This is a genomic window from Pontibacter roseus DSM 17521 (assembly GCF_000373265.1).
GTDB lineage: Bacteria > Bacteroidota > Bacteroidia > Cytophagales > Hymenobacteraceae > Pontibacter > Pontibacter roseus.
Window position 1 is genome coordinate 602,787 of record NZ_KB890765.1, and the last position, 24,117, is coordinate 626,903.

Here is a 24,117-nt window from a genome sequence, read left to right on the forward strand (position 1 = left end):
TGCACACGGGCAAACAGTAAGTCTATACCTTTGCTTCTATTAAACAGAAAACCTGCCTAAGCACAAGCTCGGACAGGTTTTCTGTTTAATAGAAAAACTAATTACTTGGTCGACTCGGCCAGCACAATGAGTTAGGTATAGCGTCCTGTTGCATTTTCAGATTGTGCTGACAGAAAACTATGATTTACTCTTTATGATTAGCGTTGAGCTGCTCTTTACACATAGTGTCAAGCAATTGCAAGGACTGCAGTTCGTGAGTGTATTAGGCTATCGTTCCAGCACGACTTCTTCGGTTTTCGTCACCTTCTGGCCGTCTTCTTTGCCATCTTCCACTTTCACCAATGTCGCTTTGTTCTCGGAGAAGGTCACTGTGTAGGGCTGTTTATTCGGGTGGTCCTGGCCGATGAAGAGCTTTGCGCCATCCATCCACACGGGTAGCGTTGTCTGGCTCCGCCCGTTGCCATCGACGATGATGAGTTTATTGTTGTCTGTGAACTCGTAGGTCTTCTCGCCCTTGGAATACTGGTCCTGTTCCCTCTCAATCTCCTGGCCTTCAATTTTCTCCGTGTCCGTTTTCGAAATCACAATCCACTTGCCCAGCAGCCTGCTGTCGAGGGGGTTCTGCCCAGATTCGTTTTTGTCCTTGCAGGATACAAATACCAGGGACAGGAAAAGGAGCAATACGAGCGAAATTTTCTTTGTCAGCATATGTGGTTCTTTAGCGTTAAGCATTAGGAATGATAGAGATGGGATTATAAGATAGGTTAAATGCTGCCCGTAGCTGTGCTGAAGATTGCAACACGAACTACAGGGGAAAAGCAAGCCACTGCCTTACTTCCCGAAGGAAGGAAGCGCAACTGTGCATCGGGAAGGCTACTGGAAAACCTGACCTATACCTAGGACTGTAGCGGTGTCCGTTCAGTATACCTACTTGGAATAGTATTAATTTCCTCTGTAAGTGGCGTAACCGTAAGGTGACAAGGTGATGGGAACGTGGTAATGGTCGTTGTCTCTAATCTGGAAAACCACCTCGATAAATGGGTAAAAGCTTTCTGTTCTTTTACTTTTGAAATAGTCTGCTACCAGGAAGCGGAGCCTGTAAACGCCTTTGTTTGCAGTATTAGCTGCCAGAAAGTCTTTGATGCGTCCGTTTTCATCGGTCATCTTCTCGTCCACCTGCTTCCATAGCCGCGTCTTCTCATCCATCTTCTCCAGCTGAACCGGAACTCCTTTGGCCGGCATACCTGTAGAGACATCCAGAATATGACTCGATAACTGGTAGGTAGTAGTTTGTGCGTAAGCAAAACTAGTTGCCAGCATAAGCAATACTATAAGTGCTAGATTCTTCATTGTGTACATATTGATTTAGTGTATAAGTATGGCTGCGTCTTCTATGGCCGCAGATTTTGCGATGGTATCGTCGTTTTCGGGTCCTCCGCCTCCGGCTACGCCAATGCCTCCAATCACTTGTCCTTTGTGCCAGATGGGGTAGCCACCGCCCAGCAACAGCAGCTCCGGTAGGTTGGCCAGATTTTGGGTGTCGGCATTTGCCCTGGCATTGCGCGCCAATTGCAGGCTAGGCGTTTTGGTGGAGAGCGAGGTATAGGCTTTTCTTCGGGCGGCTTCAGTGTTGTGCGGCCCCACGCCGTTGCCCCGCGTCAGCAAAATATCCTGCCCTGATGCATCCAGAATAGCGATGCTCACCTCCTTGTTCAGGGATTTGGCAGTTGCTCGGGCCCGACTTGTCAGCTGCAAAGCTGCCTCCAATGTGAGTTGGTGCGTCTCAATGGCATATGGTGTTTGCACCTGGTAATCAGTACCAATTTGTTTCTTGCTCTCATGCTTTCTGGCCTGCGCCAAAGAAAGCGTCGGGATGAGCAGAAGTAAGAGCAGCGGCAGTTTGTAGAACATAAGATTTGTTTTTACAAAGCTACCGGGGCTCCTCTTGGAAAGCATTGCCCTAAGTCAACGTTTTCAAAGCCTGGCTTTTATTCTGCTTAGGGTGGAGGGGGAGAGGCCTAGGTAAGAGGCGGCCATTTTATTTGAAACTCGGAGCAAAAAATCAGGCTGGTGCTGAATGACCCATTTTACTTTTTCCAACGCATCAAACCCCTGGAAACCGTAAATACGCTTTTGTGCGGTGATGAAACCCAACTCCAGAATCTGCCTGTAGATGAATGAGAATTGCGGTATTGTATCGACCAAGTGGTAAAAGTCCGCCCTGGAGATTCTGAGCAGTTCGGATTTTTCGATGGTTTGCATGTATTCGAAGGCAGGCGCCTGTTCAATCAGGCTGGGCAGCGCCGTTCCGAACCCGCCTTCAAAGGCAAAGAACCTTGTCGTCTCAATTCCTTCTTTGTTGATTGTATAAAGCCGGATGCAGCCTTTGTTCACAAAATAATAATGCCGGCATACCTCGCTGTAATTCAATAAGAGCTCGTTCCGTTTGGTTTTTATCGGCTCAAATTTCGAGCAAATCAATTCCAGGGAGGCTTCGTCTATACTTTTTCTGCTTTGGATAAAATCCTTTAAAAGGCTGTACATGATGTTGGTTAGAGCACTTCTTCAGAACACAGCAGGTAGCTGTGTTATACCTACTTTCTTTATTTGCTGGATAACCGTTGAAAAGCCTCAAAGTTTAATTTCTTTGAGTAATGGGACTAAAAGTCAGCTTGTTTACATATATGCAGACCCTAAGCGGTAGGAGCAATGTATGCACCTTTGAAGGGCGCTGACCTGCAGTTTTAGCGGCTGCTCTGTTTCTTGCTCTTTATTGAAGATTTGTCTTAGGAAGAGATTGCCCAAATCACAGGAATGCGGTAGAAGCTGCACCTTACAACATCGGCGGACAGGAAAGCAACTCGGCTTCTCCGTTTGCGCCACTCACCAAAATGGCATACTGCCCGAAGTCTCTGCCCAGGAACTCGGCCTCGTCCCGTGTGATGCCCGCCACGAATACACCTTGCTCAACCGGCCACAGACCTGCACGGTCCCTGCCTTCGCCCGGACAGACTTGATACGCCGTCAGCCGCTCCAGCAGCTCTTTATGCTGTTCATTGTTGAACGCCTCCGTCTGCTCGTTGAAGTAAGGGTTGAAAGCGGTTAGGTACGCCCATTCCGTGATTAGCTCCCGTTCCAGGTATGCCGCCAAGTCCTGATTTGGCCCGTCCAAGCATATGGCAATTGTCTTGTCGCCGGCTGTAAAGCTGAAATCAGTGGTCTGGTAGGCGGCCAGGATGTCTTCGTGCAGGGTGTGGGGTGTGTTCATAAACAGAAGAAATCTGATAAGGGTTGATGAATTCAGTAGGGTATTTGTGTTTCTAAATATACAATATGAGGAATTCTTTCCTGCATTTATCTTCTGAAATCTAAGCTGCTGCTTTTTTTACCCGCTTTTTCTGTTGTGCATAGCCTGTCGCATATGTAACCAAATACCTGCGAAACCTTGAGGTAGAGTTTCTGTTTAAGATTCTGACAATGAATCCTCTGCTTCTGCCGTATAACAGCCCATTGGTTTTGGTATACCGCTGCGTGTGGCAAAAAGAAAAACAAGCGATAGAATGACAGACCTTACCAGCAAAACAATTGTGATAACGGGCGGAAGCTCAGGTATAGGGGCGGCGGCTGCCCGGAAGCTGCGCCAGCAGGGGGCCCGGGTCCTAATTACAGGGCGTTCTGAGGAGACAAAGCGGCTGGCTGAGGAAGTAGGCTGTGACTATTACTTGGTGGACTATACCCGTTTTGCAGAGGTGAGGCAACTGGCGAGCCACCTGCTGGTGCATTATCCCCGCATCGATGTGCTGGTGAACAACGTGGGCGGCATTATCTCGGAAAGGCGCCTGACAGCAGACGGGCACGAAATGACCCTGCAAATCAATCACCTGTCCGGTTTTCTGCTTACCCGCCTGCTGCAGGAGCGGCTGGAGGCATCCAAGGCCGTGGTCATCAACACTTCCAGTGCGGCCAACATACTCGGCCGCATCGATTTCGATGACTTGGAAAATCAGAAGAAGTACAAAAGCATGGGAGTCTACGGCGCTGCCAAGTTGATGAACATCCTGCACGCCATGGAAATAAGCAGGCGCTTCAAAGGTGTGTGGGCCGCTTCCTTTCATCCGGGTGTGGTTGAGACCGGCTTTGCTCGTGAAGGCAGCGGCCTGATTAGGTGGTTCTATGAGGGCCCGCTGGGGCGCTACTTCATGCTCTCTCCCGAAAAGGGAGCCGACACGTTACTCTGGCTTATCAGCACCGTTCCGGGCAAAGACTGGCAGGACGGGGAATACTATTATAAGCGCAGGCCAGGCAGAAAGAACCCGCAGGCACGCCCTGACGTGGCCCAGAAGCTCTGGGATGTGTCAGAGGAAGTGACAAAGCCTGGTCAGCCGCCGCAGGTATAGACCTGTTTTGAAAAGATGAACCTAGATTCAAAAACCAAATAGCATATGAAAACAGCACTCGTAATTGGCGCTACAGGTATGGTGGGAAAACAGTTGGTCAGGCTGCTGCTGGCAGATGACCGCTTCAGCAAGGTGATGGTGTTTGGCAGGCGCACGCTAGGTATAGCCAACTCCAAACTGGAGGAACATCTTATCAACTTTGATGCGCCGGACGAATGGCAGCACCTGGTGAAGGGGGACGTGTTTTTCTCTACTCTGGGCACTACCCTGAAGCAGGCCGGTGGGCAGGACCAGCAGTTCAAGGTGGATTATTACTACCAGTACAAGTTCGCGGAAGTCGCTTCACAAAACGGTGTGCCAACTTATGTGCTTGTCTCCTCGTCAGGGGCCAGTCCGGATTCTCTGTTCTTCTACCCCCGCATGAAAGGCAGGCTGGAGCAGGAGGTGAAAAAGCTGGGCTTCAAAAGCCTGCAAATCATCCAGCCGGGCCTGCTGCACGGCGAGCGTGAAGAAAGCCGTTTCGGCGAAGAGGCTGCCTACCAGGTGCTGCACCTGCTGGACAAAGTGGGGCTGGCAGGCAAGTTCAGGCCCTATGAAGACAAAGTGGTGGCGCAGGCCATGGTCAACGCAGGTATAGCCGCGCAACCGGGCGAGCATACCTATACCTTGAACCAGGTGTTTGAATTGGCAGAGGGAAAGGCCTAGGAAAGAAAGAGCCCTTTGCAGGATAGGAATTGACTAGAAGGTGTCCAGTTGGTGGATTTTAAGGAAATGGGCAAAACGATAAAAGCCTCCCAGGAGCAACTGGGAGGCTTCTATGTAGTCCGAGGGGTGGAATTAGAGGACTTGATTCACAAGGATACAGTAGCATGAGTGTATTAAATCAGGCCTCTCAATTTTTTATAAAAGCTATCGCTATACGTATCGCTGATTGGGATAATCTGATTTGCGATTCTGATTCTGTTCTTTTCGATGTGGTCTATCTTATCAATGGCTACCATAAAGGACCGGTGCACGCGGGCAAAGTCCTGAGAGGGCAGTAGCTCTTCCAGTTTCGCAAAACTCAGCAATGTCATGATTTTTTCTTTCGCCGTGTGAATCCGCAAGTAATCCTTCATGCCCTCTACGAAAAGGATATCGCGTGTCGCAATTTTCTGGATACGATGGCCCACCTTTAGGAAAATATACTCATGCTCCTGTTTTGGTTCTGCGATAGTTTCCTTCTTTTCCGGTAGCTGCCGTTTGCCTTGTTCTTGGTAGAGGCGCAGTACACCTTTATAAAACCTTTCAAAGGAAAATGGTTTTAGTAAGTAGTCTTTCACTTCCAGTTCAAAGGCTTTCAGGGCATACTGGTCATAAGCAGTCGTCAGGATGATGATGGGCTTAGGGTTCAGCATGGGGATGAAACTGAGTCCATCCAGGTCAGGCATGTTAATGTCCAGGAAAAGCAGGTCGGGCTTATCTTCATCCATTTGGGCGGCTGCTTCAAGAGGGCTCATAAAGGTGCCTTTCAGCTCCAGGAAGGGGACTTTTGCTACATACTCTTCCAGTATTTCCTGGGCCAGGTGCTCGTCATCAATTATATAGCAGGTGAGCTTCTCTTTCATGAACCTGTAAATGAAGATTGTGAATCTTTAAAGTAACTGTGAATGTCTCGCCCATGTTGTTTACTTCCAGTTGATGCTGGTCCGGATACAGTAACGCCAGCCTTTTCTGAACATTCGGCAGTCCGATACCGCCCGGTTCTTCCAGCTTATTTCCCTGGTGTTTTCCAATTGGGTTCTGGATACTGAAGGTAAGCGTATTTTCTTTTATCGCTACGCTCACTTTCACATCACCAGGTTCCAGTCGTGCAGGACTGTGTTTGTAGGCATTCTCCAGAAGGTGTATGAACAGCAACGGAGCAATATGGCAGGAAGCTGTGTCTCCTTCTATTTCTAAATTTACAACCGGGCTCTTTTTATACCTGAGTTGCTGCAAATTCATATAATCCTGCAGGTAGTTCATCTCCCTTGAAAGCGGAACCGTAGTGGCATTGGATTCATAAATCATGTACCGCATCAACGAGGCCAGGCGCATGACGGCTTCCGGTGCTGCCGGAGCCTGTTTGTATACCAGGGTATGAATGTTATTGAGGGTATTGAACAGAAAGTGCGGGTTAATCTGGGATTTCAGGTAATACAGTTCTGCCTCCACAGCCTGCTTCTCTAACTGTTCTTTTTTAATAGTATTAATGACAAGATTCTCGGTGACCCTGGCCAGCCAACTAAGAAAGACAAAAACGGGCACACTGGTTACCAGCGTCATGATATAGTGCTCAATTAAAGGATTCCAGGCATCCAAATTCCTGTAATGAAACATCAAAAAAGGAAATGGCCCGGTGAGCATAATGACTGCCAACTTGCCGAAATATGCTTTCTTCTGGTTCTTACCCAGATACTGGGTCAGGAGAATGAAATGGCTGTAAAAAACATACAGGCAGGTTAAGAGAAACCCCAAGGTCATGGTGCGCCAATGCCCATTTTCCTGACTGAGCTGAAGCGCCACCAACAGGCCGAACAGCACCCAGAGACCTATGTGGATGAGCCTGAATACATTTTTGATTCGATTCATAAAACAAAGGTATTATTTCCGGTCACCCACTCACCACCTTCTCGACCAGCCTCCCTTCCCAATCTACCAAATCCTGACTTCAGTCCGCAAGCGCTTTCGCGGCAGCAAAACCGCTGTTCGTCGATTACTTTACCGTGGCAGCATATCGGTTTTTGCTTTCTGTTCTGGTACAGGTTCCTTTATTCTGAATAAGAGCTGGGAAGAATTGTAAATCCTGTCCCTCTTCAAGTAATGAAACCAACTGAAAGAACGAACACTATGGAAAGTCAAAAAATCAGCTTATCCATCCGCAATGTATCTAAAACCTACGCCAACGGAGTGCAGGCGCTGAGCAATATCAACCTGGACATTCCGCCGGGCATGTACGGCTTGCTGGGCCCCAACGGCGCCGGAAAATCTACCCTCATGCGCACGCTGGCTACCTTGCAGGAACCCAATGAAGGAAGCATCCACTTAGGTGACATAGATGTATTGCGCCAGAAGGAAGAGGTGCGCCAGACGCTGGGGTACCTGCCCCAAGAGTTTGGCGTGTATCCAAAAGTGAGTGCCGAAGAAATGCTGGATTACTTTGCCGTTCTCAAAGGCATCACCCAGCGCGCCTCCCGCAAAGAAGTGACCGAAGGCCTGCTCAAACAAACCAACCTCTGGGATAGACGCAAACAGAAGCTGGGTGGCTTTTCAGGCGGGATGAAGCAACGCTTTGGCGTGGCCGTGGCGCTGTTAGGGAACCCCAAGCTATTGATTGTGGACGAGCCGACGGCCGGACTGGACCCGGCTGAGCGCGTGCGTTTCCTGAACCTTTTAAGCGAAGTAGCGGAGAACAGCGTGGTGCTCCTGTCTACCCACATCGTGGAAGATGTATCCGAACTCTGCACCAACATGGCCATCATCAACAAGGGGCAGATACTGCTTCAGGCAAATACCCAACAAGCTGTAGCAAATCTGGAAGGTAAAATCTGGCGCAAGCTAACGGATAAAAACACCCTACCTGCATTGGAGCAGGAACATCAGGTCATTTCCGCCAAACTCCTGAGCGGGCGCACCATGGTCCACATCCACAGTGGGGAAAACCCCGGCAACAGATTTGAACTGGTGGAGCCGGACTTGGAGGATGTGTACTTCGCTACCATGACAGGCTGTTATGGGCAATCACAGAAAGTGAAGGAGGTGGTACAGCTATGAAGTTCCAGAAGATTTTTCACCTGGAGTTTACCTACGGGTTGCGCAATGTCACTACCTGGCTGTATTTCCTGGTTCAACTGGTTCTTGCCTTTCTGTGGATGATAGGCAATTATATCCATGACGCGCGGGACGGCTATTTCATGGTCAATGCGCCCATCGTGATTGGGGCGGTTACCGTGCTATGCATGGTGGTGTGGCTATTAATAGGCGCATCGGTGGCGGGGGATGCGGCTGCCCGCGATGTAGAGACGCGCATGTACTCGCTCACCTACACCGCCCCCGCCAGCAAAGCAGAATATTTGGGAGGCAGATTCTTAGGGGCTTTGGGCCTCAATTTTATTATCCTGCTCGGCATTCCGCTGGGCCTTCTGATTAGCCTCTATTTTACGGGTATAGAACCTGAAATTATGGGTCCATTTAGGTTGGGCGCTTACTCGACTACTTTCTTCTATCTCATTTTGCCCAACATGTTCATTGTGACGGCTATCCAGTTCTCGCTGTCGGCCCTCACTAAACGTTCCATGGCCAGCTACCTGGGCGGGGCCATCCTCTTTGTGGCGGCGTTCATTCTTGGTCAAGTTCTGCAAAACAAGGGCATATGGGGAAATTTGATAGACCCAGTAGGTTTCACCCCTATCCAGAGCCAGTTGTCCAATGAATGGAGCCCGCTAGAAAAGAACACGCGCTTGCTCGCGCTGGAAGGCACCTTGCTTCTCAACCGCCTCCTATGGCTTGCCATCGCATTAGGAATGCTGGCGCTTACCTATTTCCGTTTTGGATTCACTTTACCGGAAACAGGCCAAAAACGGAAACAATCCATTCAACCAGAAACACCGGCAACAAGCTTGACTAGGGGCAACGGGGGACTGGGAAAAGCTTTACCGCAATTAAAGGGAATGTTCAGTTTGGCTACGCACCTGCGCCAGTTGCGCCTCCTCACTTGGAAAGGCTTTCTGCAGATAGGCAAAAGTTTTACAGGGCTTCCGCTTTTAGCGGCCATCGCGGTAATGGCATCCTTTGCTTTGGAGGGAAACCTTAAGGCCAAAGGCGTTCCACTACTACCCAAAACCGACCATCTCCTAAATCTCCTGACGGCCTCTATCACAGAGATTGATTTCTTTTACATGGTCATTGCCCTACTGACGGTTTACTACGCCGGGGAATTGGTCTGGCGGGAACGGGAATCAGGCCTGAGCGAGATTGCCCATGCCACCCCGGTGCCGGAGTGGGTGCTTTTTATGAGCAAGCTCTTGGCGCTTGGATTGGTAATGGTGGGGTGGCTGGCATTCCTGATGTCGGCTGGAATCGTGGCGCAGTTGGTTAGGGGTGGCAGTCCAGGGATAAGGCTTTACCTGCAAGGCTTTTTTGGATTACAGTTGGTAGATTGCCTTTTGTTTGCATTACTGGCTCTCTTTGTGCACGTGCTGGTCAATCAGAAATTCGTGGCCCATTTGGTGGCTCTGCTGGTGTATGGATTTATCCTATTTGCCCCAAGTCTGGGCGTAGAGCACAAGCTTCTCGTCTATGGCGCCAGCCCAAAATGGTCGTACACAGACATGGTGGGCTATGGCATTTCCCTGGTGCCATGGCTGTGGTTCAAGTTGTATTGGGTGGCATGGGCGCTACTGGTCGGCGTAGCCGCGAAACTGCTTTGGGTACGGAGCCGGGAAGGTAGTGTAAAGTCACGTTTCCACCTGGCCGGCCGCCGCTTTACCCGTTCCACCGCCTCGGTTACTTTCGTCTCGGCTGGGCTTGTCCTTACCTTGGGTAGCTTTATTTTCTATAACACCAACGTACTCAATGACTATACCTCTGCCTCTGAGAGTCTAGAGGAACGGGCGGAATATGAAAAGCGCTACCGGCAGTATAAACATCGGCCTCAACCGCTCTTAACCAATACTAGACTTCACGTAGAGATTTATCCCGAGCAACGGCAAGTGGATATTCGCGCCATTTACTTTTTGGTGAACAGTACAAAGTCTACGATTGACACCATTCATCTGGCTACTACCCCGGGCGTTCAAACTACCAAGGTAACCTTTGACCGGCCAGCTACCAAGCTGTTAGCCGACGAAAGATTAAGACATCAAATGTATGCATTATCCGCACCGCTCCGGCCGGGTGACTCGTTGCAACTACACTTTGAGGCGCATTACAAAACGCAAGGCTTTACTAACAGCGGAGCAGATGTATCGGTGATGGCTAATAGCACCAACTTCCGGAACTATGAATGGTTGCCTTCCATTGGGTATCAGGATTACCGGGAGTTGGATGATGCTGGTTCTAGAAAAGAGTATGGGCTTTCGCCTCGGCCCATAACTGCTTCTCTTTATGATGAAAAGGCGCGCCTAACTGCCCCCTTTGCTGAGCGCGTCTCTGTTGACGCAGTGGTAGGCACCAATGGTAACCAGACCGTGGTAGGACCGGGGGAGTTGCGCCGTACCTGGACCAAAGGGAACCGGAAATACTTCCATTATGTGACGGACGCTCCTATCCGGAACGAATACAACTTCTTTTCAGCTAAGTATGCGGTGCATGAAAAGCGTTGGGAGGATGTAGTCATTCAGATTTACTATGACCCAGGTCAAAAGGAGAATCTGGAGCGCATGATGAAAAGTGTACAGGCCTCATTGGAGTATTATACCCACCAGTTCGGTCCATACCCGCACCGTCAGATTCGGTTTGTGTCATACCCTGGGTATGGTTTTGGTAATCATGCTGCCCCCATCAATATTACCGCGCAGGAAGGATTTTTTATTCTGAACCCCGAAAAGGACGAACGGGGCTTCGATTTGATAACTGCGGTGGTGGCCCATGAAGTAGCGCACCAATGGTGGGGTAATCAGGTGGACCCAGCCTTGGTGGAGGGCTCAGGATTGCTTTCTGAGAGTTTGGCTTGGTATTCTGCCATGGGAGTTCTGGAGAAGCATTACGGCCCCGCGCATTTACAGAAACTCCTGAGCTTTTTGCGGGAAGAGTATAAAGTTCCAAAAACCAAGGCATCAGTACCTCTGCTCCAAGCTACCGACTGGTACCACAACTACCGCAAAGGCCCTATGGTGCTGTATGCTTTGAGCCGTTACATGGGCAAGGACCGCGTGAACGGCGCGCTACGGAGCCTACTCAAAAAGCATGCTTTAGGTAAGCCGCCCTTCCCTACCTCTCTTGACCTTTACCGTGAGCTCAAGACAGCCGCGCCAGACTCGCTCCAGCCTCTGCTTCATGATTTTTTTGAGAAGAATACTTTCTGGGAACTTAAGACAGAACAGGCAACGGCGAGACAGGTGGAATCCGGCAAATGGCAGGTGACCCTTGACGTACAGGCACGGAAGTTTATCGTGGACAGTGTAGGCGTAGAGACTGTATTACAGATGAATGACTGGGTGGAAATTGGAGTTTTAGGACCTTCGGAAGAAGGGCAGGAGTCAGGCAGAGTGCTTTACCAACAGAAACATCTTATAAATTCAGCTAAGCAGAGAATCATAGTCGAAGTGCCTGGAAAACCGGCCCGTACCGACATAGACCCCAACAACCTGCTCATCGATTGGGACATGAAGGACAATATTGGGGAGGTAAAGTTAGAGAAGAGGGCGCAGTAAAGCGCTAAATCTTGTTTGGTAGAAGGACATAAATAGATACAACAAAACAGCCACTCCATTTGACATGGAGTGGCTGTTTTGTTGTATAAAGTAAAATTGATTTATCGAATTTTCCCCATAGGGCAGAGATATGGAAAGCCAAATCACCCCGACTACTTTTGATTTTGGTACGAAGAGCGTAGAAGAGTTAGCCCGAATACTGCACATATTCAGAGCGGCCTCTTACAGTTAACTGTTGCATACTGTTCCTCTAGTTAGGCTTGTAGATAATCTACTGTTGGGTTAAACTTTGAATGCTGGCGGAAAAATCGGCCAGTTTCTGCTGTACAGAATCGGGGGTGTTTCGGTTGTTCTTTCAGATAGCACATAAACGCAATATTTAATACCATAGCTAGTGCCAAGTATAGGTTTCTGAAGGGAATGACTCCACCTGTGCCCTCTTATGGCATTCCTGCATTAGAAATACTGGAATTGTAACATCACTGGAATTCAATAGATTGAAAACTTTGCTTCATAGCAATCAATTGTTTATCTTTATATAACTCAGCATAAAGGGCTGCATCTCTATTTTTGTTTATGTAATTTGATTAAATCATGAATTGCATTTATAAACTTTCAGAATCTTTTTCATACCTCTCGAAGGAGATTTGTGCCCTGAGTTTTAACATCTTCAGTGTTAAAGCTTCCTATCTGATTTTTAGAAGGAAAATCATCTTCCTCAATTTGTAAGCACCCGCGAGTGTGCTTTAAGTGCTTGTCGGCTTCATTCATCTTTTACTACTACTCGCAGAATAGGCCTTTACATACAAGCCATCCATCTCATAGTTGTATAATTAAGAATTATTTAATCGCAATCGATAGCCATCTTTAGATTGGCTATTCCTGCTATTATTAAAATATGTAATATCATGGCAAATGCAAAAAGCCTTAAGGCACCTACAAAGGATTTAAAGGAATTGAAACAACAGAAAATTCAAAAAAAGCTGGAGGATAAAATGCAAAAACGAAAAGGTAGAAGATAACAAGTGATTGTAAAAACCATTTGTTTTTGAAAAAGTAAAGCCGAAGACTTGTCTTCGGCTTTACTTTTTTATTGGTATCCTACAGGCTCAACAAAGACTACAGAAAAGGATGCAATCATTATCATTCATGCAGATACAATCTGGAAAAACTTACTTTATATGCCGGCAGCAGCTTCATGGTAAATTCTGTTGGTAACTGTACCAAAGGCAAGTGGCTGCGTAATACTATTTATCGGTTAAGTATAGGCACAAAGGGCTGGCTATAAAACTTCTACTTCTTCCTTCGCGATAAGCGCATGCGTTGTTATACTAAACGCCATACCTAGCACACTTTCCAGCGAGAAGCCACCGCCCATACCGGGGGTCGCATCCAACAGTAGTTGGGAGTACTCGTAGTATTTGTTCTGCTCTTCTGACAGGTAGAACTCACAGCCTTCCACCTCACCGATTAGCACGTCGCGGGAGCACGGTTTATATTCGCCTTTCTCGTAGCACATGGGCTGTGAACCTTCGCAGCAGCCGCCACTCATGTAAAACATCAGCTCTCCGTAGCGCTCTTTCAGTTGGCTAATCACTTCTTCTGCTTTTTCAGTTTTTAATATCTTTTCCATGACTCTCCATTTAAGTATTTATAAAAAAATCACCTGAGGAAGCCCCAGGTGATTTCAAGTTTATGACAGACTTTAGTTTAAAAGAATCCCTGCTTCTTCTTGTCGTAGGATATCAGCATGTTCTTGGTCTGGCGATAATGGTCGAGCATCATCTTGTGGTTCTCTCTACCGTAGCCCGACTGCTTGTAGCCGCCAAACGGAGCGTGCGCCGGATAGGTATGGTACTGGTTCACCCAGACACGGCCGGCCTGTATGGCTCTTGGCACCTGGTACATTTCATGCGCGTCGCGGGTCCAGACGCCGGCACCCAGTCCGTAAATCGTGTCGTTGGCAATCTCAATGGCTTCTTCGGTCGTTTTAAAAGTAGTCAGTGCGACCACCGGACCAAAGATTTCTTCCTGGAACACACGCATTTTGTTGTGGCCCTTCAGGATGGTAGGCTGGATGTAGTAGCCATCAGCCAATTCTCCCTCAAGCTTCTGCGGTTCGCCACCCAGCAGTACTTCGGCTCCCTCTTCTTTACCAATCTTGATGTAGTTCAGGATTTTGTCGTACTGTGGCTTCGATACCTGCGCTCCAATCATGGTCTCACCGTCCAGCGGATTGCCGGCTTTAATGGCTTTCACACGTTCTATCACCCGTGCCGTAAAGGCGTCGGCTATACTTTCATGCACCAGAATTCGGGTTGGTGCGCTGCAAATCTCTCCTTGGTTCAGGGCAAAGAACGCTGCTCCTTCCAGTGCTTTGTCGAAGAATTCGTCGTCGGCTTCCATCACAGACGGGAAGAAGATGTTCGGAGATTTACCCCCCAGTTCCATGGTAGAAGGAATGATGTTTTCGGAGGCGTACTGCATAATCAGTTTACCTGTTGCCGTGGAGCCGGTAAACGCAAGCTTGCTAATCCTTGGGGAAGTACCCAGTGCTTTACCAACCTCTGCTCCAAAACCGTTCACCACGTTCAGCACGCCGCTTGGTAAAATTTCACCAATAAGCTCCATCAGGGCTAGGATACTCGTTGGTGTCTGCTCGGCCGGTTTCAGGACAATCGTGTTGCCGGCAGCCAGGGCCGGGGCAATTTTCCAGGCAGCCATCAGCAGCGGGAAGTTCCAGGGAATGATTTGCCCTACTACTCCAATCGGCTCGTGCAATACGATACTCACTGTGTCGGCGTCGTGCTCTGAAATACCACCTTCCTCTGCGCGGATTACGCCTGCGAAATATCGGAAGTGGTCGACCACGAGCGGAAGGTCTGCCGCGCGCGTCTCACGGATTGGCTTGCCGTTGTCGATCGTATCGACTGTTGCCAGGTACTCCAGATTGTCTTCAATGGTCTGGGCCACACGAAGCAGTGTGTTACTACGGTCTTTGGCAGATGTCTTGCTCCATTTAAGGAAAGCTTCGTGCGCTGCGTCCAAGGCCAGTTCCACGTCTTCTTTGGTAGAGCGGGCTGCCTGCGCAAAAACTTTCCCGTTGATGGGTGAGATGTTATCGAAATACTCTCCCTTCACTGGTGGGACAAATTGCCCACCGATATAGTTGTCACGTGGTAGCTCTTTGCCTTTGAGCTGTGGGAATTTATATAATTTCTTCTCGGCTTTTCCGTTTCTTATAATGGGTTCTAATACTGTTGTGCTCATTATTTTATATCTTTAAATGCGTTAAAATATATTTAAGTGCGGCATGCCATTGTCTTTGCAACTGTTACAAATTTACTACAATACCGGGCGCGAGGGGTAGTACAGAGTACCCTTAAGATAGGACAAAAGGGAAATCATTCAGATATACTCAGGTATAGTTAGGGAACAGGTATAAGAGGTAGAGCCAGCAGGAGTAGGGCTGACATGAAATTTCTGCTTAACAATCAATAGCCTATGAATCCGGAAAAGAAGTTGTTTCTGATTAGCTCTCTCGATGACCCCTTACAGATATATTTCGAAAGCCCCGCTCGGGAAGACTACTTTGAGATTGCCTGGCTAAAGGATGAGGAGCCCATTCATTTTATAAAAGAGGATGCGCCTCGCATCAAAGGAGACTGGCTATACCTGATACCGGCCAACCGCTCTCCCCGTCCCCGTAAAACCGGCAAGAAAGGGACACTGATAGCCTTTCATAAATCAGTGCTGGACTATGAGATTAAAGAATTCACTCTGGATGTAATCAGGCTTTTTCTGGGCAAAGGCGCCGGTAGCTTCTCTACCATCCTACTGGAGGAGGACATGGCTGTTACACTGGAAAGCTTCCTTCATATTATGGAAGAGGAGTATGAACAGCAAGGGAAAAACTTTCTGGTGCTCAAGGCTTTGTTAAAGGCGTTCTTACTGAAACTGATGCAGTATAAGACACAGACCATAACCCGCCAGGGGCTGAATGAAAAGCGGGTGTATCATTTTCTGCTGCTGCTGGAGCACCATTTCAGAGAAGAGAAATCGGTGACATTTTACGCCGATAAACTGAATATTACAGCCAAGCGCCTAAACCAGATACTGAAGCAAAAGACCGGTAAAACAATCACGCAGCTATTGCAGGAGCGTACCGTAGTAGCGGCCAAGCAGCAACTCGTTGCTAGCGCAAATACTATTCAGGAAGTGGGCTACAGCCTTGGGTTTGAAGACAGGTCCTACTTCAGCAGGTTCTTCAAAAAAATGACCGGGCAGACGCCGGAGCAATTTCAGAAGGAAGCAAAAGATAGAGTTTTCCCAGTTTAGCGTGGCAGTTAACACGGCAGTTCACTATCCATACCCTATCCTAACGACATACATGTTCTCACCAATCGTTCAGACTTGTTGCCTGCAGAAGGTCGCTAAGTATGGTGTCGATGGTGGTTGTAGACATTAATCAGTATTAATTACCATTCCAAAGGGGAACCCGTATACAAATAAGTATCAGATAGTTTCAAGAAAATGGTGTTCTACACGCTGGAATAAAGTAATCTGCAATTAACTCAATCCTAAATTGTAACAGGATATGACTGTGCTTAACGATTTGTCTCGATAGATTTGTATCAAGCCGCCTTGTAGGAATTACAGCTTTATCTTAAGCACTTACACTTACTAGTATTAAATTATTTGAAGCGGATTATTAAAGGAGCATTTAAACAGACAATCATGAATGAGAAATTTAGATATGCGAGTGCATCAGAAGCCATTGCGCAACTAAGAGCGGCAGGATTTGATAAAGACCTTTCCTTGAAAGACGGCTTCGTGTGGTCGGGTTCTGAAAAATTTGGAGCCGAAGATATAAGAATTGCTTCTTTGAGCCGGTATGAAGGAAACTCAGACCCTGGGGATGAAGCGACTGTCTACGGACTGGAAATGAGAAACGGTTTAAAAGGAATACTAGTAACAGGCGATGGAATCTACTCGGACTCTAATACGGTTGCCCTTCTTCAAAAATTACATCGTGCCAAACTGGACAAGTACCTCAGCAGCGCCGCCGACCAAAAACCCTAACATTACTTTGTCTTATCGTAAAACAAAGAAAAGGTATATTTGAATAGTAGTACCACAACTATATGTTGCGGCATAGCCCTTTATTGATAAGCTAGGTATAGACATTAGTCAAGAAGCAGGGCAAATAGTAAGTGGGGGCGCTATGCGTCGAACCCACCAGCCTTGCCCATTATACCTGCCCTACCATCCTGGCATGCAGAAGCTTGAGCACGGACACACAGTGGTGTAGGCCAAGGTTTATGAGGCAGGCGACTTTGTTTTTGTGACGGACGAATATGGCTCTCACTAACCTACTCATTTCCATAAATCCCTGGAGTACCTGCACCTCGAACGGGACTGCTAATCGCGGCTGACTCAATGGGTAAGGGAGATTATTCAGCGAGCGCAAGGTTAAGCAGAAGGGAACTTCAGAATTTGTTTCCAGACAGGGTGAGTAGTCATTCAGCCCTGTTTTTTTGTCACTAACTCCAGGAATTTGAAATCCCCGATAGACTATTCAACAATTAATCACGATAAAAATTTAGTACTATGAAAAAGCTTGAAAACAAAGTCGCAATCATTACCGGTGGTGCGCAGGGTATGGGCGCAGTAACGGCTGAGCTTTTTGCAAAAGAGGGGGCGAAAGTGGTCATTGCTGATTTTAATGTAGAAAAAGGACAGGAGCAGACGAATAAAATAAAAGCTGCAGGCGGCGAATGTTCATTTGTAAAGACAGATGTCTCAAAATCAGAGGACGTTCAGCAGATGGTGAAATTTACGGTGGAGACTTATGGAAGACTCGATATTGCCCTAAATAATGCAGCTATTACTCCAGATGACAAGCCGATTGCCGATTTTGATGAAGCGTACTGGGACCGGTTAATGTCAATTGATTTGAAAGGTGTTGCGCTGTGTCTTAAATATGAAGTGCGGCAAATGATGGCTCAAGGCGCCGGAGGTTCCATTATTTGCACTTCTTCTGTTAGTGGTATTCGTCCACAGCCTGGAACCCCAGCCTATATTGCTGCCAAACACGCTGTGATTGGGTTGACAAAGAGTGCGGCAATGGACTATTCTCCTCACGGCATCCGTATTAACTCTGTAGCGCCCGGCGCGATTGACACGCCAATGCTGAGAGGAGCGTTAGAACAGTTTGGGTTAAATGCAGAAGAGTATGCCAAACAACTAAGTATGCTAGGACGTTTTGCAAAGGCTGAAGAAGTAGCCCAGGCAAATTTATGGCTGGCTTCAGATGATTCTTCTTTTGTGACAGGTGCGGTATATGCTGTTGATGGTGGCTATACCGCTATGTGATATTTTGAAAAACAACCAGATAAGAAAATGGGAAAATTCAATTTCACTATAAATCAAGTAAAAATAATGACAATAAAAAATTAATCAAAATACCGTTTTAGTAGTCAGCCTTCTCCAAAAGTCCTACAATCTGACAACACGGGAAGCGCTCAGTATCCTTGCCCTGGAATAAATGTCTCTTAAAATAGTGAGTACCGCTAACCTTCATGTTCAATGGAAATCTGGTAGTTACACCACCTAATGAATTCAGGTTTGCTTTCGGTTTGCAATCCGTTTGCTTTTGGGTTGGCTGTCCCGGAAATAGAGGGTTTGATGAGACGAAAGGATGACCCTCAGAAGATAATCAACGATTTGGACTACAACCATACTTATAAGGTATTTTGCTACCTTATAAGTATGGTTGTAGGTAATTTATAATAACTTGACTACAATTTTCTAGCGAAGGCTTAAGGCCTTTTTTACAGCTTTATACTGCGCATCTACTACAGCCTGGTTATGGCCGTGGGCTGCACCGGGCACAAGCATGAACTCTTTCTTAGGAGCTCTCACTTTATCGAAATACGCTTTGGTAAGTTCTGGAGCGGTTAAGATATCTTCCTCGCCCTGAATGAAGTACACAGGGGTCTTATAGCGCAGACCATCCTTCATGAAATTTACCCCAGCTTGTATTGGCTTGATTCCCATTTGTTTGTGACCGGCAAAGTATAGGAAAGAATACTCATCCCCGTTATACCTGTCATTGGCATCTTTCTCATTATCATATTCGCTCGTCACCTTCCACCAATTGGCCGGAGCAGGTATTGAATTCTCCCGCTCATACTTTTTAATGATGCGCATGAGTTGGCCTGATTTTCTGGCATCCTCATAAGGTGGAGGGCCTAAGGTTGCTAATTTGTCTAAAGATTCCTGGTCTTTGGCAGCCAGAGCAAGTTTGGACACTTTATTAAACGCATTCAGGAACCCTTCTTCCCCATTGACTATTTGTGAATGGCTTATGTAGGCAGTGAAAAGATTTGGACGCCTTAAGGCCATGTTGGCTCCCAGTACCGACCCCCAGGAGGTTCCAACAAGAGTTATTTTCCGTTTCCCGAGGTGTTTAATCAGGTACTCAGAAAGTTCAATCCCGTCGGCGGTCATGCGCTCTACGGTCAGTGGGTTCTCAATCCAGTAGTCTTCAGTTACATTTTCAGGGGCATTGCGGCCAAAGGTTCTTCCTGCTCCCCGCTGGTCCCAATACACCAGCACGAATTCTTTTTCCCAATGTCCATAGATAGCGTCATCGTACTGACTCATGGTGCTGCCAGGCCCTCCATGCAGAAACAGGATAACAGGGTTAGAACTGTCATCGCCGCTAATGGTTACCCACTGCTCTATACCACCAATGGAAATAAATTTTGCCTCGTTGATAGGCTTTGCTTGTGCGGCTAGCTGGCCTGATACTAAAGTGAAAAGTAGAATCAATAGAAATCTATACTTCATGTTGTGTTAGGTTTCGAAATGGATAATTATGAACGATGGGTAATTCTTGATATAAAGTTGCTACAGCGGATTTTATTTATGATAGCTACTCAAGATTGTTCATTCTATATTACTAAAGGAGTTACACCTTTTTGAAGGTGCTTTGATTCAAATACTCCCCCAATATAAAAGTAGAAAGCAAACTCTGTCCTCTTATTCTATAAGATACAGCAGCCGGGTGGCTTATACCCCTTCAGTTATTTCCCCTTCTTCATCTGACTGAGCTTCTCCAGATTACTCCGGCTGTTTTTAAGCGTTGATGCGTCGTTAGCGGCAGTAGCCAGTTCAATGGCTTTGTTAAACTGCTGTTCTGCCAGCTTTGTTTTTCCCTGCTGCATCAGTGCTTCTCCGTAGCTATCAAAAGCGTTCGCAGACCCGGCATATTGAAGGGTGTTGAACTTGAAGATAAGAACTGCCACAGCTATACTCTGTGGGTTACCGAGCTGCAGGTAGGCAATGGTGTTTATCGTTCGCTCATCAAACCCTGAGCTTTTCAAGGCGTCAGATACAAGCGCTTCGGCCTTCTGCTCTTTTCGCTTATCGAGTAAGGCCGAAGCCTGGTTCAGTTTTTCACTCAGCGCTGTAATTTTTGCTTCGTGTTCCTGACGTGCCCTTTCCTTAGTGGCTAATTGCACTACCTGCTTTATTGCATTGATGACCAGTTCGGGCTCTTCGCGGTGTATGTTATGCCCGCTATTGGCTGTCACCACATGGGCGCCGCTGGTAAACTGGCTAAAGAACTCGTTGTGCAGGTTTCGCCATACTTCAACACCCTTCTGCTCGTGCAGAAACAGCTCTGGATTCGTTCGCTTCTGTACCGAAGTCAGCACCACGGCCGGTACCTGTGGCAGCTTCCCAAAATCAGGCAGCTGGGCTTTCTCGAATATTTTGTTGATGGCGTCATTTTCCTGTTTGAACTTGGCAGGCACTAAGCTGTTCTGCATTTCGATGTCTTTTACCGCTTTGGCAGAATCAACCATCTTCAGTTCCTGCATCATTACTTCATGTGCCGGGTCAACAAATACCAAACCCTTCACTCTATCCGGATGCTTCGATGCGTAGGCGCGGATGATGAAGGCTCCATACGAATGGCCCACTAAAATAAAAGGTGCTTTCAGGCTGGACTTTTCGATAAGGGATTCCAGGTCCTTCACAGCCTGCTCCAGGGTATGCAGATTCGGATTTGCTTCTGAATTGCCTGTTCCGGCTCTTGAGTACAGCATCACCTGGTTTGTTTGCATCACTTCAGATGCTACGTTACCCCATACTTTATAGGATGTTCCGAAGCCCGATTCGAAGATAACAGTATACTCGCCTGTCCCGGCCTGAATCATCTCCAAGGAGTGGTCCCCGACGTTGATCATTTTAGTTTGTTGGGCAGTCGCCAACATCATGTTCCCGAAGAAAAACAGCAGCAGTAAGATTTTTTTGATTGTCATAGTTTTAGTTGTTTATAAGAGAAAATGGAGATTAACCAGGGCTGTCATAGAAAGCAGGAGCTGTTACTGACTCTGAATATTCTATGAACAATGACTACTATGTTGGCACGAGGTAATGTAGCAGTCTAGTAGTACAAAGTTATATACAGTACTTTGTAATACAAGGTACCTTTTGTATATTTTTCATTTTTTAGACGAACTGGTGTGTTCTGTCTCTGAACACCGCAGGGCTCCGGTTGAGAGAGACTGGATTGGGCAGCGTAAGCTGCTAACATGTACATGGACCTCTAAGATAGTCTGGGTATAGAAATTCTATAAACAAGGGAAGATGTAAAACGTAACGCTGCTGAGGCCTTAAGGGCCATACGTGCTGCACTAGTTGTGTCTAGCCCTGAAATTGTAGTCCCATAAAACGGCCATTTTATGAGTCTCAGACTTGCTTCTAAGCTAGGGGTGAGCCTGGAGTCCTGTTTTGCCGTCTCATGAATCAAAGGAGATATTTGTTTTAAGAGATGGGTAAGTGAGACACAATACTGAAGGTACATCGTTGCATAGTCTCCTAAGCCTTTCAGTCGAGCTCAAATCTGACATAACAAGCAAAAGGCAGATGTGGGGCGAAGGGCTTACCTGTGGATTGCTCCCGGATGCCACAGCAGCTTAGACTTCTAGAGGCTCAGTAGTAGGGGAGAGGCTGCTTTGGTGTCCGAAGTGCATAAAAAAAGCCCCTCAGCGTTAGCTGAGAGGCTTTTGAGTAGCCCGTATGATTGAATTATCGAACTTTATCCACAGGGATTTAGTAGATTTAAGGGAGTTTTTGAAGCAATAGTCAAATATTCAGATTTATAACTTCACTACCTCGCCATCCTGCGGAATAATCAGTTTATCTACTCCGATATTCAAACTTTCTGCTTTTTGACGAAGTGACTCTCTTGTGGTGCGACAATGGTCCAGCGCATTCATATGCACTGCGATGACCTTTGCCTTTCCACTTTCCTTTACCAACGCCATCGTTTGGTCCTCATCCATCAGGATAGGGGTCTTCTCAAAGCCAGGCACAACTGCACCCCCGGAGTTGACGATGATATAGTCAGGCTTATATTCCTTGATGGTCTTTTTGATTTCCTCTGTCCAGATAGCATCCCCGACGATGTAGATAGTAGGCTGGTTTTTGGCCTTGAGCACAAAACCCGAGGTCTTGCCCATCATCTTCAGTACCTCGCCGGTTCCATGCTGTGCCTCTACCCGGTGAACGCTTATATCATTCCATACCCTGCTGTTATCCAGGGTTTCTGCGTTGATGAACCCTTCCTTCTTGAAAAAATCTCTGTCAGCAGGCTGGTTTATCAGTTGTACAGATTTATCCAGGGTCTTGCTTGCGGCCTCATCGAAGTGATCGGGATGGCTATGCGTCACCATGACCAAATCAAGGCCCTTGGTGATTTCACTTACCGGCATCTTCAATTCGACCGTAGGGTTCCGCTCGATTCCAGCGAAAGACTGAAAGCCTCCCTTTGGAGAAAGCATCGGGTCAACTAAAATTTTCTGCCCGGCATACTCTATAATCAAAGTGGCGTTTCTGACTAGCTGAAGACTAGCCTTCGTGTCTGCTTTGCCTTGTGCAAAAGAAAAGGTAGCAGATAAAGTTAACGCTACCAGTAAAAATACTCTTTTCATAATCGTTCTGTTTTGTTATGGTCCGTGTTTCATCCCTTACAACATTTGTGAAGTAATGAACCCGACGCAAAGGTCGGAATAGCGGAATGCTTGCAGCCTACCAAAGCCTTATGCTATGCTACCATTTTGATAATCGGCAAGGAAGACGGTGGTAGTCTGGCCGGTTTGCGCCTTGAAAAACCGCATCAAGTGGTTAGGCTCCGAGAAGTGGAGTTCGTGCGCTATCTCGGCTACAGTCAGACCAGAATGGATCAGGTAGTTCTTGATTTCAAAGAGCAGCCTTTGTTTAAGTAAATGGGTGGCCGTCACGTTGAATTGGGCCTGTACCGCTTTGTTCAGCGTGATTCTACTGATGCCTAAAAGCTCCGCGTACTCTCCAATCCGCTGCTTTTCCTTGATGTGTAGCTCAAGTAACCTTTTAAACTGATAGGCATAGTTGTTCTCCGGCTTATCGAGTGGCAGGTTGTTTTGCTGGGCATAATCCCTGTTGAGTTTCAACAGCAAATAATAGAGAAGGGAGCGGATAAGATGTTCGCTGTCTGGTTTCGTCTCCTTCAGTTCGGTGTGAATTTCAGTGAGTGTGCTGCAGGCTTTCTGGATATACCCCGCTGTGACTCTCATGTTCAGCGGGTAATCCAGCTGGTAAAAATAAAGAAGCCGGTAGGTGAACAGCTTGTCGGAAAAGAAGTCGTTGAGGAAGCCTTCCTGGAAAATAAGGAAAGTGAAGTCCAGGTGGTTTGGGTCCAATTTCCATTGCCTCTTCTGAAATGGAGAAATGTAGACAATGGTATTGTCGACCAAGTCGATCTTTCGCTGGTTCAGTTCGAGATGCCCTTTCGCTTTTCTGAAAATCAGGATCTCAAAATAGTCGGTATTGTACACCTCTGTATTGGTATACGCTTCTTTTATTTCATCTCCTGATCCCACCCTTAGCAAGACCTCTACACCGCACTTGGTTTTATCGAATTTTATGGTTCTCAATTTCTGCGCTTGCTGTATTAGCTTTCAGTTATCAGGTAATACGACGTGTAGGCACTATCAGCCCTGATGCACTCCAAACATAACGGATAAACTGTTCTTCTTAAGTGCAGGTAAGCAGTTAGCAGCATTGGGCGAGAGGTACGTTTTTGGCTTTCGTATGGGAAAGGTGAGACCTAGGTCGGAGCCTTTTTTAGCAAAATACTCACCTGGCACACTCCTTAGCTGTAGTGTAGAAGTAGAATTTTGAGGCGAGCAACCTCAGAATCAACCGAAGGGGGGAAATTATCGAACCAAAAAAGCCGCCCTAATATACGTGGAGCGGCTTTTTTGCTGTAGTAG

At 47.2% G+C, this 24,117-nt stretch carries 20 protein-coding genes; 7 read left to right on the forward strand and 13 right to left on the reverse strand.

The window, feature by feature from the left end; translation table 11 throughout:
- Window positions 1–267 precede the first annotated feature (267 nt).
- The 5 genes from B051_RS0114200 to B051_RS21355 all read right to left on the reverse strand — a co-directional run bounded on the left by B051_RS0114200 (window position 268) and on the right by B051_RS21355 (window position 3,268).
- Window positions 268–708 carry a hypothetical protein gene (locus B051_RS0114200; protein WP_018478879.1) on the reverse strand — a complete coding sequence of 147 codons (441 nt, stop codon included), beginning with the start codon at window positions 706–708 and terminating at the stop codon, window positions 268–270.
- Between the two features lie 234 nt (window positions 709–942).
- The gene (uraH, locus tag B051_RS0114205) at window positions 943–1,320 is read right to left on the reverse strand and encodes a hydroxyisourate hydrolase (RefSeq protein ID WP_245539633.1); all 378 of its coding nucleotides are present in this window, start codon (window positions 1,318–1,320) and stop codon (window positions 943–945) included.
- 45 nt (window positions 1,321–1,365) lie between these two features.
- Entirely contained in the window at window positions 1,366–1,911 is a 546-nt protein-coding gene (locus B051_RS0114210) for a heme-binding protein (RefSeq protein WP_018478881.1), read from the reverse strand.
- A 63-nt stretch (window positions 1,912–1,974) separates the two neighbouring features.
- Window positions 1,975–2,544: a Crp/Fnr family transcriptional regulator gene (locus B051_RS0114215; protein WP_018478882.1), complete on the reverse strand. Its 570-nt coding sequence runs from the start codon at window positions 2,542–2,544 to the stop codon at window positions 1,975–1,977.
- 289 nt (window positions 2,545–2,833) lie between these two features.
- Complete coding sequence (locus B051_RS21355) at window positions 2,834–3,268, reverse strand: DUF3293 domain-containing protein (RefSeq protein WP_018478883.1); 435 nt, start codon at window positions 3,266–3,268, stop codon at window positions 2,834–2,836.
- Between the two features lie 292 nt (window positions 3,269–3,560).
- On the opposite strand from B051_RS21355, the gene B051_RS0114225 reads away from it, so the two are divergent.
- Together B051_RS0114225 and B051_RS0114230 are read left to right on the forward strand one after the other, a co-directional pair.
- Window positions 3,561–4,397 (forward strand): SDR family NAD(P)-dependent oxidoreductase, encoded by an 837-nt coding sequence (locus tag B051_RS0114225; protein WP_018478884.1) that lies wholly within the window; start codon window positions 3,561–3,563, stop codon window positions 4,395–4,397.
- Between the two features lie 45 nt (window positions 4,398–4,442).
- Window positions 4,443–5,102, forward strand: a complete 660-nt coding sequence (locus B051_RS0114230) for an NAD(P)H-binding protein (protein ID WP_018478885.1) — start codon at window positions 4,443–4,445, stop codon at window positions 5,100–5,102.
- Window positions 5,103–5,275: 173 nt separating this feature from the next.
- On the opposite strand, the gene B051_RS0114235 is transcribed toward B051_RS0114230, so the two are convergent.
- Window positions 5,276–6,004: a LytR/AlgR family response regulator transcription factor gene (locus tag B051_RS0114235; RefSeq protein WP_018478886.1), complete on the reverse strand. Its 729-nt coding sequence runs from the start codon at window positions 6,002–6,004 to the stop codon at window positions 5,276–5,278.
- Window positions 5,973–7,010, reverse strand: coding sequence for a sensor histidine kinase (locus B051_RS0114240; protein ID WP_018478887.1), 1,038 nt, complete (start codon window positions 7,008–7,010; stop codon window positions 5,973–5,975). Before B051_RS0114240 ends, B051_RS0114235 begins: the two co-directional genes overlap by 32 nt.
- A gap of 258 nt (window positions 7,011–7,268) precedes the next feature.
- Between B051_RS0114240 and B051_RS0114245 the strand changes: the two genes are divergently transcribed.
- Both B051_RS0114245 and B051_RS0114250 read left to right on the forward strand, forming a co-directional pair.
- Window positions 7,269–8,192 (forward strand): ABC transporter ATP-binding protein, encoded by a 924-nt coding sequence (locus tag B051_RS0114245; RefSeq protein ID WP_018478888.1) that lies wholly within the window; start codon window positions 7,269–7,271, stop codon window positions 8,190–8,192.
- Window positions 8,189–11,791, forward strand: a complete 3,603-nt coding sequence (locus B051_RS0114250) for an ABC transporter permease/M1 family aminopeptidase (RefSeq protein ID WP_018478889.1) — start codon at window positions 8,189–8,191, stop codon at window positions 11,789–11,791. The genes B051_RS0114245 and B051_RS0114250 overlap by 4 nt, the downstream gene beginning before the upstream one ends.
- Before the next feature lie 1,282 nt (window positions 11,792–13,073).
- Here the strand turns inward: B051_RS0114250 and B051_RS0114260 are convergent.
- Both B051_RS0114260 and B051_RS0114265 read right to left on the reverse strand, forming a co-directional pair.
- A complete protein-coding gene (locus B051_RS0114260) occupies window positions 13,074–13,424 on the reverse strand; it encodes a DUF779 domain-containing protein (RefSeq protein WP_018478891.1) in 351 nt (116 codons plus the stop codon).
- Window positions 13,425–13,501: 77 nt separating this feature from the next.
- Window positions 13,502–15,061 carry an aldehyde dehydrogenase family protein gene (locus B051_RS0114265; protein ID WP_018478892.1) on the reverse strand — a complete coding sequence of 520 codons (1,560 nt, stop codon included), beginning with the start codon at window positions 15,059–15,061 and terminating at the stop codon, window positions 13,502–13,504.
- 234 nt (window positions 15,062–15,295) lie between these two features.
- Between B051_RS0114265 and B051_RS0114270 the strand changes: the two genes are divergently transcribed.
- The 3 genes from B051_RS0114270 (at window position 15,296) to B051_RS0114280 (ending at window position 18,166) form a co-directional block, all read left to right on the forward strand.
- On the forward strand, window positions 15,296–16,129 hold the full coding sequence (locus B051_RS0114270; protein WP_018478893.1) for a helix-turn-helix domain-containing protein: 834 nt from the start codon (window positions 15,296–15,298) through the stop codon (window positions 16,127–16,129).
- Window positions 16,130–16,528: 399 nt separating this feature from the next.
- Complete coding sequence (locus tag B051_RS21360; protein WP_071594900.1) at window positions 16,529–16,873, forward strand: hypothetical protein; 345 nt, start codon at window positions 16,529–16,531, stop codon at window positions 16,871–16,873.
- 528 nt (window positions 16,874–17,401) lie between these two features.
- Window positions 17,402–18,166: an SDR family NAD(P)-dependent oxidoreductase gene (locus B051_RS0114280; protein ID WP_018478895.1), complete on the forward strand. Its 765-nt coding sequence runs from the start codon at window positions 17,402–17,404 to the stop codon at window positions 18,164–18,166.
- A 435-nt stretch (window positions 18,167–18,601) separates the two neighbouring features.
- On the opposite strand, the gene B051_RS21365 is transcribed toward B051_RS0114280, so the two are convergent.
- The 4 genes from B051_RS21365 to B051_RS0114305 form a co-directional block, all read right to left on the reverse strand.
- Complete coding sequence (locus B051_RS21365; RefSeq protein WP_018478897.1) at window positions 18,602–19,645, reverse strand: alpha/beta fold hydrolase; 1,044 nt, start codon at window positions 19,643–19,645, stop codon at window positions 18,602–18,604.
- A 236-nt stretch (window positions 19,646–19,881) separates the two neighbouring features.
- Complete coding sequence (locus B051_RS21370; protein WP_018478898.1) at window positions 19,882–21,123, reverse strand: alpha/beta fold hydrolase; 1,242 nt, start codon at window positions 21,121–21,123, stop codon at window positions 19,882–19,884.
- 840 nt (window positions 21,124–21,963) lie between these two features.
- The gene (locus B051_RS0114300) at window positions 21,964–22,797 is read right to left on the reverse strand and encodes an MBL fold metallo-hydrolase (RefSeq protein ID WP_018477361.1); all 834 of its coding nucleotides are present in this window, start codon (window positions 22,795–22,797) and stop codon (window positions 21,964–21,966) included.
- Window positions 22,798–22,905: 108 nt separating this feature from the next.
- Window positions 22,906–23,778: an AraC family transcriptional regulator gene (locus B051_RS0114305; RefSeq protein WP_026236226.1), complete on the reverse strand. Its 873-nt coding sequence runs from the start codon at window positions 23,776–23,778 to the stop codon at window positions 22,906–22,908.
- Between the last annotated feature and the right edge of the window lie 339 nt (window positions 23,779–24,117).

Excerpts from the sequence above, each read along its gene's own strand:
- B051_RS21370 (WP_018478898.1), bottom strand. The coding sequence starts at position 21,123 with ATGACAATCAAAAAAATCTTACTGCTGCTGTTTTTCTTCGGGAACATG.
- B051_RS21365 (WP_018478897.1), bottom strand. The coding sequence starts at position 19,645 with ATGAAGTATAGATTTCTATTGATTCTACTTTTCACTTTAGTATCAGGC.
- B051_RS0114300 (WP_018477361.1), bottom strand. The coding sequence starts at position 22,797 with ATGAAAAGAGTATTTTTACTGGTAGCGTTAACTTTATCTGCTACCTTT.
- uraH (WP_245539633.1), bottom strand. The coding sequence starts at position 1,320 with ATGCTGGCAACTAGTTTTGCTTACGCACAAACTACTACCTACCAGTTA.
- B051_RS0114230 (WP_018478885.1), top strand. The coding sequence starts at position 4,443 with ATGAAAACAGCACTCGTAATTGGCGCTACAGGTATGGTGGGAAAACAG.
- B051_RS0114225 (WP_018478884.1), top strand. The coding sequence starts at position 3,561 with ATGACAGACCTTACCAGCAAAACAATTGTGATAACGGGCGGAAGCTCA.
- B051_RS0114200 (WP_018478879.1), bottom strand. The coding sequence starts at position 708 with ATGCTGACAAAGAAAATTTCGCTCGTATTGCTCCTTTTCCTGTCCCTG.
- B051_RS0114250 (WP_018478889.1), top strand. The coding sequence starts at position 8,189 with ATGAAGTTCCAGAAGATTTTTCACCTGGAGTTTACCTACGGGTTGCGC.
- B051_RS0114245 (WP_018478888.1), top strand. The coding sequence starts at position 7,269 with ATGGAAAGTCAAAAAATCAGCTTATCCATCCGCAATGTATCTAAAACC.
- B051_RS0114260 (WP_018478891.1), bottom strand. The coding sequence starts at position 13,424 with ATGGAAAAGATATTAAAAACTGAAAAAGCAGAAGAAGTGATTAGCCAA.
- B051_RS0114280 (WP_018478895.1), top strand. The coding sequence starts at position 17,402 with ATGAAAAAGCTTGAAAACAAAGTCGCAATCATTACCGGTGGTGCGCAG.
- B051_RS0114270 (WP_018478893.1), top strand. The coding sequence starts at position 15,296 with ATGAATCCGGAAAAGAAGTTGTTTCTGATTAGCTCTCTCGATGACCCC.
- B051_RS0114265 (WP_018478892.1), bottom strand. The coding sequence starts at position 15,061 with ATGAGCACAACAGTATTAGAACCCATTATAAGAAACGGAAAAGCCGAG.
- B051_RS0114210 (WP_018478881.1), bottom strand. The coding sequence starts at position 1,911 with ATGTTCTACAAACTGCCGCTGCTCTTACTTCTGCTCATCCCGACGCTT.
- B051_RS0114215 (WP_018478882.1), bottom strand. The coding sequence starts at position 2,544 with ATGTACAGCCTTTTAAAGGATTTTATCCAAAGCAGAAAAAGTATAGAC.
- B051_RS21355 (WP_018478883.1), bottom strand. The coding sequence starts at position 3,268 with ATGAACACACCCCACACCCTGCACGAAGACATCCTGGCCGCCTACCAG.
- B051_RS0114235 (WP_018478886.1), bottom strand. The coding sequence starts at position 6,004 with ATGAAAGAGAAGCTCACCTGCTATATAATTGATGACGAGCACCTGGCC.
- B051_RS21360 (WP_071594900.1), top strand. The coding sequence starts at position 16,529 with ATGAATGAGAAATTTAGATATGCGAGTGCATCAGAAGCCATTGCGCAA.
- B051_RS0114240 (WP_018478887.1), bottom strand. The coding sequence starts at position 7,010 with ATGAATCGAATCAAAAATGTATTCAGGCTCATCCACATAGGTCTCTGG.